General features: G+C 34.9%; 10 protein-coding genes. All 10 read right to left on the bottom strand.

Translation table 11 applies throughout. The features are described 5' to 3' along the window. Positions 1-180: 180 nt before the first annotated feature. Positions 181-1764: an ABC transporter ATP-binding protein gene (locus MHI04_RS04695; protein WP_342535374.1), complete on the bottom strand. Its 1584-nt coding sequence runs from the start codon at positions 1762-1764 to the stop codon at positions 181-183. Beyond that, positions 1748-2692, bottom strand: a complete 945-nt coding sequence (locus tag MHI04_RS04690; protein WP_342535373.1) for a S41 family peptidase — start codon at positions 2690-2692, stop codon at positions 1748-1750. Before MHI04_RS04690 ends, MHI04_RS04695 begins: the two co-directional genes overlap by 17 nt. After that, positions 2685-3899 carry a radical SAM protein gene (locus tag MHI04_RS04685; RefSeq protein ID WP_342535372.1) on the bottom strand — a complete coding sequence of 405 codons (1215 nt, stop codon included), beginning with the start codon at positions 3897-3899 and terminating at the stop codon, positions 2685-2687. Before MHI04_RS04685 ends, MHI04_RS04690 begins: the two co-directional genes overlap by 8 nt. Before the next feature lie 1114 nt (positions 3900-5013). Beyond that, positions 5014-5643: an orotate phosphoribosyltransferase gene (pyrE, locus tag MHI04_RS04680; RefSeq protein ID WP_340812637.1), complete on the bottom strand. Its 630-nt coding sequence runs from the start codon at positions 5641-5643 to the stop codon at positions 5014-5016. A 3-nt stretch (positions 5644-5646) separates the two neighbouring features. After that, positions 5647-6351, bottom strand: coding sequence for an orotidine-5'-phosphate decarboxylase (gene pyrF / locus MHI04_RS04675; protein WP_089931965.1), 705 nt, complete (start codon positions 6349-6351; stop codon positions 5647-5649). Further along, the gene (locus tag MHI04_RS04670; protein WP_036125043.1) at positions 6351-7262 is read right to left on the bottom strand and encodes a dihydroorotate dehydrogenase; all 912 of its coding nucleotides are present in this window, start codon (positions 7260-7262) and stop codon (positions 6351-6353) included. The genes pyrF and MHI04_RS04670 overlap by 1 nt, the downstream gene beginning before the upstream one ends. Next, a complete protein-coding gene (locus MHI04_RS04665) occupies positions 7259-8032 on the bottom strand; it encodes a dihydroorotate dehydrogenase electron transfer subunit (protein ID WP_089931963.1) in 774 nt (257 codons plus the stop codon). Before MHI04_RS04665 ends, MHI04_RS04670 begins: the two co-directional genes overlap by 4 nt. A 1-nt stretch (position 8033) precedes the next feature. Continuing rightward, complete coding sequence (carB, locus tag MHI04_RS04660; RefSeq protein ID WP_089931960.1) at positions 8034-11231, bottom strand: carbamoyl-phosphate synthase large subunit; 3198 nt, start codon at positions 11229-11231, stop codon at positions 8034-8036. Then, on the bottom strand, positions 11224-12324 hold the full coding sequence (gene carA / locus MHI04_RS04655; protein WP_036125049.1) for a glutamine-hydrolyzing carbamoyl-phosphate synthase small subunit: 1101 nt from the start codon (positions 12322-12324) through the stop codon (positions 11224-11226). Before carA ends, carB begins: the two co-directional genes overlap by 8 nt. Then, entirely contained in the window at positions 12324-13601 is a 1278-nt protein-coding gene (locus tag MHI04_RS04650; RefSeq protein ID WP_089931957.1) for a dihydroorotase, read from the bottom strand. Before MHI04_RS04650 ends, carA begins: the two co-directional genes overlap by 1 nt.

Genomic DNA, 13601 nt, shown 5'->3' with positions numbered 1-13601 from the left:
AGCGTTTATGTACATGAATTAGTTGACATTTGTAGATATTCTTCCTCTTTATAAAATTATATTCTCAAATACAATTTATAAAACTTTTCGGGCCACTATTAGATTATACCATGAGAAAAGGTGAAGTTATTCATAGACTATCTATTCACTCAAATAGGAAGCATACTTAAAACTTCTAACCTAATCACTTAATCCATATTGAATGTTAATTGTTTTGTTACAATACTTTTCATTAGACAAATCATGCGATATGATAAAAACTATTTTATCTTTATAATCATTTAATAATGTTTTATAAATTACTTCTTGGCTTTCTTTATCAATATTACTTGTTACTTCATCTAAGATAATAACATCAAAATCTTCTACTAATATTCTAGAAAGCATTATCCTTTGTTTTTCACCTCCCGACAAATTTGTTCCATACTCATAGATTTTCATATCTAATGTATTGCCATTTTTAAAGATAGATTTTAGTAATTTCGAATTTTGTATTTTATCCCAATCAATATTAGAAAATTTCTTACCAAAGAGTATATTTTCTTTCATTGTCAAAGGTAGGATCGCTGTATCCTGGGAAAGGTAAAAAATTTTACATCTCAAACTATAATTCTCTATTTTATTAATAGGTAAACCATTTATAAAAATCCCTTCAGATTCTCTAAATTTCATTAATAATTTCATTAAAGAACTTTTTCCAGCACCAGAAACTCCTTTGACAAATATAATATCTCCTTCTCTATATTCATCTTTAATATTATATATAAATGGCTTTTTTCCTATGTTTGTCTTAACAGAATGAAAAGATATAGAATTTATTTGATTTAATTCTTCATTACCGTTTCCTTCATTTTCTTCTAAAAGTTCCTTTGTTATAAATTCTTTAGAAACTTGAATATCTCTAAATTCTAAGTTCACATTTGTAAACCCTTGCAATGCAGTAAAAAAAATAGGTAGTATAATACTTACGATAATTAAATCATTAACAGTTGTTTTATTTGTATAAATTAAATAAGCTAGGATAAAAAACAACAAATTTTGCACAAAATTATTAATTAGTTTAATAATAAGACTACTGCTTTGTCCGAACTTATTAACATTGGCTCTTGTAAGATAAATCCTTTCTAAAGACGGTTCAATCAAATTATTAATACGATTTATATCACTTTGTTTTACCATATCAATATTTTTAAAAATGGATACAAGCTCTTTATATCCTTGCGCTGTTTCCTTTTGCATTATCATGCTCTTTTTATGCAATTCTTTATTTATTGCTTTAAAACCTAAATAATTTAAAGGTATTAAAAGTAATAATAGAATACCTAACATCAAATTTATTTTAAATACGAGAAAAAGAGCTACAATAATAATAATAATATTACTAATTATTCCTACTAGACTATTAGAAATAAACATATAAAAAGCATCTATAGATTGTCCTATTCTTTCAATTAAATAAGTAGATTCTTTAGATAAAATAGAATCGTATTTCATTTTATGCAATTCTCCGTAAAGAGTTTTTGCATAACTAGAATTGAAATTCTTAGCAAAATTTTCTCTTATAATCACCATGAATATTTGAATACTATAGGTTATTATCATAAATACAATTATCCAAAGTAACTTTTGATAATTCAGTTGATAATTTTCTTTGAAAACATTTGATAATAGTAAAGGTACAGACACTGTCAATAACGCTGTGAAGATTGTTAACAAGAAAGTAACTGTAACAAATCCTATATTATCTTTAATCAAATTTTTCACTTATCAAACCTAGCTCCTTTAGCCTTTTTTTGATTTTTATATTTCTAAAATCGAAATTAGGTTTTATTATTGGACTTTTATCTAAATAATTATTAAATTTATATTTATATTGTGGAATTTTAATAAAATATTCTTCGCAAGAAAATATATTTGTTACAATATCTTTTCCACCGCTTTTCTCCCCAATTAAAATAGAATTAGGAAATTCAGTAATTAAAGATTTAATAATGACCTCAGCGGAACTAATTGTAAAGTTATTAAAAAAAATAACCAAATTCTCAAAATTTATTTTTTTATTTTGTTTAGAAGTTACTTTATATTCATTATTTTTATCTTCCAAATAAGTAATAATATGACCCTTTTGAATAAAATACTCTAAAAATCTTATAGCATTTGTAAAAGAGCCACCTTGATTATCTCTTAAATCCAAGATAAATAAATCTATTATATCTATTTGGTTTAAAAAATTATTTATATAACTTATATTATTTAAATCATTAAATTTTACAAATAGATCATTTTCATATAATTTAATTTTATTATTTATTTGATTTTCTCTAATTATAGGATTTTTTATTCTTATAGTTTTTCTACTCATATTTTTATTTTCTATAACAATATCATAAAAATCTTTTTGAGAGATAAGTTCATATAATACATTAGTATTATTATTGATTGAAAGAATTCTAGAACCCTCTAAAAATCCCCTATACTCTGAATTATTTTTAATTATATATACTTTTGCCTCATCTACTCTAAAATCAATTTTCAACAAATCTAAAAAATTCCAGAAACATTTTTTATTTTCTGATATTCTTAAATATTTATCATTTTGGATAAATACATTTTGAATAGGGTCATTATTTTTAGAATAGCAATATTTATTTAAATAATATTTATCAAAAATGCTTTTAATTGTATCATGCATACTTTATTAATAAATTTTCAAGTTTATTCATCGCTATTCTTCTTTGTAAGCCACATAGTACTTCGTTACTAACATTTATATCTCCAAATAAGTTATCTGAAATAGCACTGCATCCACCGCCACATAAGTATTTAATACTACAAGATTCACATCCTTTAATATTTAATACAGTCCTATTTTGGAATTGACTAGTTATTGTAGAATTTTTTAATTTTTGAAGCCACTCTGTTTCTTTTATATTAGTAATTCTAAATTTAGTATTTATTAAAGTTTGACAAGGATAAATAGAACCATCAGAATCAATAGCGATTATTTTATACGATGCACCACAAAGACTACTATTCAAAGTACAATCTTCATTATCTAATGGGAAACAATTTAAATCGGGTATATATGCCATTTCTTCAAACTTATTTGGAATAAAAGGTACTAAAATGTGCTCCATTCCTAATACATTTTTTACGTACGTCTTCACTTCTTTCCAATCATTCTCATTGTTTTGCGAAGATACTGAGCGTATTGAAAATTTATGTCTATATTCTGGTGGTATATTCTTTAAGTTCCTTAAAAGAAGTGGAGTATTTAATCCCTCTCTTAGATTATTTTTTTCATTTAATGTGTCAAGACTAATAATAAATTTGTCCACATAATTTAATAACCCCATTCTTTTATTAAGTAACATACCGTTAGATAATATTTCAGTATGCAAATTTAAAGATTTAGCATACTTACATACTTCTTCGATATCTCTTCTTAATAGAGTTTCTCCACCCGTAAAATTAATTACTTTTACCCCTGTCTCTGCAAGATTAAACAAAATTTCTTTTACTTCGTTTGTTGTTAGTAAATCCTTCTTATTTAGGTTATTTTTGTTATAACAATATGTGCACTTTAAATTACACCTTTGAGTAAGATGAAAATATACAACATTAATACCTACTTCCTTATCTCTCTTATTAAGAATTTCTATATATTTATTTTCTTCATATTCTTGTTGACTTTTTATTAGAACTCCATTCTTAATTAAAATATTTATTTCTTTCTCACTTAAAAAGGATAATTTATTACTATCTATTTGTTCATTTTGATTATTAAATAATGTTTCATAAGTTTGTTTATTAATTATTAAAGCTCTATTAAACTCTGAATTATAAATTAAATAATCTTGATTTTTATTTACAATTAATAAATCATTTGACAATTTCATATAGAATCTCCTTCTATAAATAATTATTATATTATTCGATTAACTAAAAATAAAAATTTTAAAGATATATATTGATTCATAGTATATTTATATCCATAAGTTATGCGATAAAATCCTTTTAAATAATAATTACTACTATTTAATAAATAGTAGTAATTATTATCTTTGTATTATTTTACTTAACTATTTAAGTGTTCTTTATGCTATACCTTGCTACTACATTGAATATTTCTTACATAGCTTCCTTTGCCTATTCTTTCAAATTGTTTAAATACTTTGCTTTATGTTAATTATCCACCTCCCTTACCTGTTAAAATGCCACATCCACAAGTACATGCTTCTAAATCTTGCATAACTTCTTCTGGCAATTCTTTTACATTAGCCATATTACTTCACCTCCTCACACAATTTATTCACAACATTCCGTATTTTCATAATATTAAATGTTGCTATTGTTAGGATTATAACATTTCAAATTAAATAATTTACTTAATATATATAATGTTCAAAAAATGTTCTTTAATACCATTAACACATTATTAACACACTTTTCTGAATTCCATTAGGAATTTTCAAACACCAATAATGGTCTAAATTTTTCTAAATATATTGAAGAATGTCATTGCTCTAAGGACACTTCTTAGAGCGATTTTGGTTAATTTCTGTACAAATAATACCGAAGAGTAAGTTAAAGATTTTGAATTAAAGTAGAGGAAGCATTTTGTAATTCACAATATTTAAGAGGCCTTAGTAAGGCATTCTAAATCTGACATGATAGCATTTGGTGATAATTAACATAGAGGTTTTTTACAACTTAGCGTAATAACAATAAGTTTGGTATTGTAGATGAGTCAATTGGTTATACGGATGAACTCAATGTCGGGAATGAATATCTATAAGTTCGAATAAATTCCCTATTTGCGAAATTAGATATTTAAAAATCGAAAAAAACTTAGACTTCTGTATCTGCCACTAGCTTTTGCCTACCAAAACATTTGCTAAAAACATATGCCCTGAGAAATAGTTGCTTAGAAGTGAGGGTTCGTAACTCCTTAAGAATTTGCATTAATAGGAAAAGGTGGTATGAAAAAATATCATACCACCATTCTTAGAATCAAAGCTCTCCAGCCTTTAATTTACTATGCCACTCTTTTAAAAATGGAATATCTTCTTCTTTAATAGCACCTGATTCGTTTGCTGCTTCAATTAAATAATCGAAGTTTGTTAACGATACATACTGAATGCCAGCCTCATCAAATGCTTGCTCAGCGCGTGGAAGATTATAGGTGTAGACACAAACTACGCCTAATACTTCACAGCCAGCTGCACGCAATGCTTCTACTGCTGTAATCGAAGAACCGCCTGTGGAAACGATATCCTCCACAACAACTACTTTTTGACCTGCTGCGTATTTTCCTTCGATTTGATTACCACGACCATGCTCTTTTGCTTTTGATCGTACATAAACCATCGGTAATTCTAAAATATCACTTACCCATGCTGCGTGTGGGATACCCGCTGTAGCTGTTCCTGCTACGATTTCTGTTGCACCAAAATTCTCTTTGATAACAGCTGCTAAGCCATTTGCTAATTGTTTACGAATAACTGGGTCTGAGATTGTTAAACGAGTATCACAGTAAATAGGAGATTTAATACCAGACGCCCATGTAAATAATTCAGTTGGATTTAATTCTACAGCACCCACTTTTAACATAGCGTGTGCAATTTCATTTTGTAATGTCATCATTTATGCCTCCCATAATTCACTTACGATTTTATATGCAGCTACTGGATCCTGTGCACCAGTTACGGCACGCCCAACAACGATGAGTGATGAACCGTCACGCTTTGCGCCATCTGGTGTGGCAATACGCTTTTGATCGTGTGCAGCACCGCCTGCTAGACGAATTCCAGGTGTTACACGTAGAAAATCATCTCCACACACTTCTGCAATTGCCTTCGCCTCATGTACAGAGCAAACTACACCTTGTAAACCTGCTTGTTTTGTAAGACTTGAATAATGTAAGACAGACTCTTGTAAAGATAGAGCAATTTGTTGTTCTGCTTGCATTTGTTCTTCTGTTGTTGATGTTAATTGTGTAACGGCTATTAATGCTGGACGTTCTTTGCCAGCAGGTGTACCCGCTTCAAGTCCTTCTAGTGCTGCCTCCATCATAGGACGTCCCCCAGCAGCATGCACATTGACTAAATCTACCCCTAGTTTTGCTAGACCCTTCATCGCCGAGCCTACTGTATTCGGGATATCATGTAATTTTAAATCAAGGAAAATATCATGACCTAAATCCTTTACTTTTCGAACAATGTCAGGCCCTTCTTGCATATATAATTCCATACCAATTTTCACGAAAAGAGGCTCATTGAACTGTTTTAGAAAATCAAACACTTCTTTTTCTCCTGGAAAATCTAGTGCTAATATTGGTTTCGTATTCATCAGCGATGGCTCCTTCCGATAATCTCTGTTATATGTTCTACACCTAATGCATCAAGCTTTGCTGGTAATTCTTCAATGATGTTTGGACAGACAAAGTGGTCAACAAAGTTTGCTGTTCCTACTGCTACAGCTGAAGCACCTGCAGACATAAAATCAATGACATCCTGTGCTTCTGTTACACCACCCATACCAATTATCGGAATATTGACAGCTTTGTACACCTCATAAACCATTCGGATTGCTACAGGTTTAACAGCAGGACCTGATAGTCCACCTGTTCCATTAGCAATGACAGGCTTTCCTGTACGCTCATCTAAACGCATACCTACCAATGTATTTATCATCGTAATACCATCTGCTCCACCTGCTTCAACAGCTAAAGCAATATCCACAATATTTGTCACGTTTGGTGATAGCTTCACATAGACTGGCACTTCAGACACAGCCTTGACAGCCTCAACAAGCTGACGTGCTGTTGCTGGGTCTGTCCCAAACTGGATGCCACCACACTTCACGTTAGGGCAAGAAATATTCAGTTCCAATGCTTTGACATTTGATGCTGCTGAAATACGACGCGCTACTTCCACATAATCTGCCGTTTCAGTACCAGCAACATTAGCGATAATTGGCACATCATAGCTCTCTAAAAATGTCAATTCTTCATTCATCACTTTTTCAATGCCTGGATTTTGTAAACCAATTGCATTTAACATCCCCGCCGCTGTTTCAGCAACACGTGGCGTTGGGTTACCGGCACGTGTTTCGACCGTTGTTGCCTTAATCATGATAGCACCTAGTTTTGACAAATCATAAAGCTGTGCATATTCACGGCCAAAGCCAAAGCAACCCGAAGCTGGCATAATTGGATTTTTTAACGCTAAGCCTGGTATTTGAATGGTTAAACGACTCATAGTGCCACCGTTCCTTTCAGGAAAACTGGACCATCAGAGCATACTTTAACATAGTCTTTTTCAACTTCATCAGTTGTTTTACATACACATGCAAAGCAAGCTCCAATACCACAGCCCATACGTTCTTCAAATGATAAATAACCCACTTTTTCAGGATAAAAGCCCTCTAATGCTTTTAACATCGGTAATGGCCCACAGGAATAAAATACATCAAACTTTGGGGCACTTGACTCTAATACAGTTGTTACAAAGCCTTTTGTACCTTTCGAGCCATCCACAGTCACATAATGTGTTTCACCAAGTGCACTAAATTCATCCTCATAAAAGCAGACATCCTCTGTTTGGAAGCCTAGGACATGGATGGTTTTCACACCACGAGCATTCAATTGTTTGGATAATTCATGTAAAGGTGGTACACCAATTCCACCGCCAACTAATAGTGCAGTGCCTCCCTCTTGTACCGCATCTACTGGGAAACCATTACCTATTGGACCAAGCACGTTGACTTGTTGACCTTCTCGATTCGTCGCCAGCACTTTCGTACCACGTCCTTCAGCACGATAAATCATAGTAAACTCATTGTTTTCTTTATCAATATTTGCAATACTAATTGGTCGACGTAAAAGCGGCTCCAATGAATCTGACACCTTTACATGGACAAACTGGCCAGGAGTCATCTCCTGAACCAGTTCACCATGAAGTGTCAGTTCGAAAATGTTTGTCGCAATTTGCTTTTGAGAGACGACCGTCATTTTCTCTTGACGTATCATATTAGTGTACTACCTCCGCTTTTGGCATTTGTTCTGCTGTAAATGTCATGGATTCGATAACACGAACCATTGCTTCTGCTGTATCTAAAGATGTTAGACAAGGTACGCCATTTTCTACAGACTCACGACGGATTCGGAAGCCATCACGAGCTGGCTGCTTCCCTTTAGTTAATGTATTGACAACAAGCTGAGCTTCACCATTTTGGATAAGGTCAATCAATGTTTGTCCTTTCGCACCAATCTTGCCAACAATATCTGTACGTACTCCTGCTTCTTCAAATGCTTTTGCTGTACCTTCAGTAGCTACAATGCGATACCCTACCGTAGAGAAACGTTTTGCTAATGCAATCGCTTCTTCCTTATCTTTATCAGATACAGTAAACAATACTGTACCTTCTGTACGAATTTCCATACCTGCTGCAACTAAACCTTTATAAAGGGCTTTTTCTAATGTTGCATCTTTCCCCATTACCTCACCAGTGGATTTCATTTCAGGTCCTAATGTAATGTCTACACGACGTAATTTTGCGAATGAGAACACTGGTACTTTTACAAATACACCCTTTTGTTCAGGCGCTAAACCTGTTGGGTAGCCCTGCTCTACAATAGATTTTCCAAGGATTGCTTTCGTTGCAATGTTAGCCATTGGAATATTTGTAATTTTACTTAAGAATGGTACTGTACGTGATGAACGTGGGTTTACCTCAATCACAAATACTTCGCCCTGTGAAATTACGTATTGGATATTCATTAAGCCAATGATGCCTAGGCCCTTCGCGAGACGAGTTGTATAATCAACTAATGTATCCTTTTGTGCCTGTGTTAATTTTTGTGGTGGATAGACAGAGATTGAGTCTCCAGAGTGAACCCCTGCACGCTCAATATGTTCCATAATTCCTGGAATTAGAACATTTTCGCCGTCACAGATAGCATCTACTTCGATTTCCTGTCCTGTTAAGTAACGGTCTACTAAAACAGGATGATCTGGAGATGCCTCCACTGCATTTTCCATATAGTGCTGTAATTCATCTTGATTGTAGACAATTTCCATTGCACGTCCACCAAGTACATACGATGGACGAACAAGTACTGGGAAGCCTAGACGCTCACTAATGGCAAGAGCCTCCTCTGTAGAAACGGCTGTTTCCCCTAGCGGCTGCGGAATGTTTAATTCACGTAAAGCCTGCTCGAACTTATCGCGGTTTTCTGCACGGTCAGTATCTTCTAAAGATGTACCTAAGATTTTTACACCATTTGCTGCTAATTTATCGGCCAGGTTAATGGCTGTTTGACCACCGAATTGAACAACAACACCAATTGGTTGTTCTAAATCGATAATATGCATAACATCCTCAATTGTTAATGGCTCGAAGTAGAGCTTATCAGAAACAGAGAAGTCTGTTGATACTGTTTCTGGGTTGGAGTTGATAATAATTGCCTCATAGCCAGCCTCTTGAATCGCCCATACTGAGTGTACTGTTGCATAATCGAATTCTACCCCTTGGCCGATGCGGATTGGGCCTGATCCAAGTACCACAACAGAAGGTTTTTCTGACTTAATAGATTCATTTTCTTCTTCATATGTGCCATAGAAATATGGTGTTTCCGATTCGAATTCCGCTGCACATGTATCAACCATTTTATAGACTGGAATAATGCCATGTTCTTTACGATAAGCATAAATGGCTTCTGGTGTTGTTTCCCAAAGCTCAGCAACCTTCTTATCTGCAAAGCCTAAACGTTTTGCTGTACGTAGGACATCTTTATCATTTTTATGGTCAGCAAGTGTTTGTTCCATATCCACGATATTTTTAAACTTATTTAAGAAGAATAGATCAATCGCTGACCATTCATGAATTTGTTCAATTGTTACACCTCGACGTAAAGCTTCACCGATAAAGAATAGGCGCTCATCTCCAGCTTTGCGGATACGTTTTTCAATCCAAGAATCTGAATTTTCCTCAGCATGCTTTAACTCTAAATGTACTTGACCGGTCTCAAGAGAACGAACCGCTTTTAACATAGCTTCCTCAAATGTGCGACCTAATGCCATTACTTCACCAGTCGCTTTCATTTGCGTACCAAGATTACGTTTAGCTGATTCGAATTTATCGAATGGCCAGCGAGGAATTTTAGCTACGATATAATCAAGTGCAGGTTCAAAACAAGCATATGTTGATCCTGTTACAGGGTTTTTAATTTCATCTAATGTTAAACCAACTGCAATTTTAGCTGCTAGCTTAGCAATTGGATAACCTGTTGCTTTAGATGCTAGTGCAGATGAACGCGATACGCGTGGGTTTACTTCAATCACATAGTAATTAAAGCTATATGGATCAAGTGCTAGCTGGACGTTGCAGCCACCCTCTATTTTAAGTGCACGAATAATATCTAGCGAAATATTACGTAGCATTTGGTTTTCACGATCTGATAGTGTTTGCGTTGGTGCTACAACGATTGAGTCACCTGTATGGATTCCTACTGGGTCAACGTTTTCCATGTTACATACAACAATGGCATTGTTAGCCGCATCACGCATTACTTCATATTCAATCTCTTTATAGCCAGCAATTGATTTTTCTAATAAACATTGTGTTACGGGTGAATATTTTAAACCCGATGTCACAATCTCTTCTAAATCTTGATCGTTGTAGCAAATACCGCCCCCTGTACCGCCAAGTGTAAAGGCTGGTCGAACAATGACAGGGTATCCAATTTTCGCAACAAATCTTTTGGCTTCATCTAAGTTATGAATAATATCAGACTCAGGAACTGGAGCACCTAGCTCATACATTAAATTACGGAATAAATCACGATCTTCTGCTTTATGGATAGCATCTAGTTTTGTACCAAGAATTTCAATACCAAGCTCGTCTAAAATACCTGATTTGTCTAACTCAATCGCCATATTTAAACCTGTTTGACCGCCAAGTGTTGGTAAAATCGCATCTGGACGCTCTTTACGTAAAATACGAGAGACAAAATCAAGAGAAATTGGCTCGATATATACTTTGTCCGCAATTTCTGTATCTGTCATGATTGTGGCAGGGTTTGAGTTGATTAAAATAACACGGTAGCCTTCTTCTTTTAATGAAAGACAAGCTTGTGTACCTGCATAGTCAAATTCTGCTGCTTGTCCGATAACGATTGGGCCTGAGCCAATTACTAAAATAGTTTCAATATCTGTACGTTTAGGCATGTTGTTTCCCCTTCCCTGCTTCTACTTCCATCATTTCGATGAATTCATCAAATAAGTGGTTTGAATCCTCTGGTCCTGGTGATGCTTCTGGGTGATATTGCACTGTGAAAATCGGATATTTCTTATGACGCACACCTTCACATGTTCCATCATTTAATGCGATATGTGTTAATTCTAAATCCGTTTCTTTTAATGAATCGATGTCGATAGCATAGCCATGGTTCTGAGATGTTAAATCTGTACGTCCTGTGCGTAAGTCTTTGACTGGGTGGTTACCACCGCGGTGTCCAAACGGTAGTTTGAAGGCTTTTGCTCCACTAGCTAATGAAAAGATTTGGTGTCCTAAACAAATACCGAACATTGGCACTTTTCCTATTAAGTTACGTACTGTTTCAATACCTTCCTGAACATCTTCAGGATTCCCTGGTCCATTGGATAGCATGATACCATCTGGATGCCAAGCTAAAATTTCCTCAGCTGGTGTATTATAAGGTACTACCAACACATCACAATCACGTTTGTTTAATTCGCGTAGGATTCCGTGCTTCATACCATAATCAATTAAGACAACTCGTTTACCACGACCAGGAGATGGATAAGCAGCTTTTGGAGATACTTCACGGACATGGTGTGTAATGGCTGGTGTCGCTTGTAATTGTGCTACAATTTCATCCACATTTACTTCTTCATCAGCAGCCGTCAAAATCGCTTTAACCGATCCTTTACTGCGTATGATACGTGTTAATTTTCGCGTATCAATGCCTTCAATTCCTGGGATATCCTTTGCTGTCAAATAGTCATCTAAAGTTAAATCACAGCGGAAGTTTGAAGGTTTTTTAGCCAATTCACGCACAACGAATCCACGAATGGCTGGCGTAATCGATTCAAAGTCATCACGGTTAATGCCGTAATTACCAACTAAAGGATATGTCAATGTAACAATTTGTCCATAGAATGAAGGATCTGAAATCGTTTCCTGATAACCTGTCATCCCTGTTGTAAATACAACCTCACCTTGTGAAGCGCGCTCGCTACCAAATGCTGTACCTGTAAATACTGTGCCATCTTCTAAAACTAGTAAACGTTTTTTCATTACTCTGCCTCCTGATATACGATATTGCCTTCAAAAATCGTTAGTACTGGCCAACCCTTTGCCACCCAGCCGTTGAATGGTGTATTACGACCTTTTGATACAAAGCCATCTGCATCAATTGTTTGTTCTTTTTGAATATCAATTAAAATCATATCCGCTGAAGCGCCTACTGCTAATGTGCCATATGGCAGATCAAAAATCTCAGCTGCTCTCACTGTCATCCAATCAATTAATTGCTTTAAAGTCCATTTTCCTGTTTCAACAAATTGTGTATAAAGCAATGGAAAAGCTGTTTCGAAACCGACGATACCAAATGGTGCGCCAACCATACCGCAGCATTTTTCTTCTACTGTATGTGGTGCATGATCTGTTGCGATGCAGTCGATTGTGCCATCAAGTAGTGCTGCATGTAGAGAATCCTTATCATCAGCTGCGCGTAATGGTGGATTCATTTTCCAATTTGCATCGTCAGATGGTATATCCATCTCTTCTAGTAATAAATGATGTGGACAAACTTCTGCTGTGACACGAATACCTGCTGCCTTCGCATCTCTTACTGCACGCACCGATTCCTTCGTAGAAACGTGACAAACATGGTAGCGTGCCCCTGCCGCTTCTGCTAGTAGTACATCTCGTGCAATTTGTACTGATTCACAAATGGAAGGTATCCCTGGAAGCCCAAGCTCTTTATTACGCTTTCCTTCATGCATCACACCATCATAGATTAATGAGTTGTCCTCACAATGTGCTACAACAACCATATCGTGCTGGGCCGCATCTTTCATTTGCTCATACATCGTTGAGGCTAGCTGAATGCCTACACCATCATCTGAGAACGCTACGGCTCCATGTGCTTTTAATTCTTCAATATTTGTTCGAACCTCGCCCGATATATCCTTTGTTAGGGAACCATATGGGAGTACTCGAATAACAGCACTGTCCTTAATGAGCCCATTGATGAGCTGCATGTTGTCAACCGAATCAGGTACTGGCTTTGTATTAGGCATCGCACAAATTGTCGTAAAGCCACCCTTTGCTGCTGAGGCGGAGCCTGTAGCAATGGTTTCTTTATGCTCAAATCCTGGCTCTCGTAAATGTGTATGAACATCGATAAAACCTGGTGCCACGATTAAACCATGTCCTTCAATCAGTTCTGCACCTGCTACAGTCACATCCTGACCAATAGCCGTAATCTTTCCGTCTGCCATTGCAATATTGACTGTCTTCAATTCACCTTGTTCATCTAGCATTTGTACATTTTGAAGTACCTTTGTCAT

This window comes from Lysinibacillus sp. FSL K6-1151, from assembly GCF_038630755.1.
GTDB lineage: Bacteria > Bacillota > Bacilli > Bacillales_A > Planococcaceae > Lysinibacillus > Lysinibacillus fusiformis_D.
This window is presented reverse-complemented; position numbering and strand designations above follow the sequence as displayed.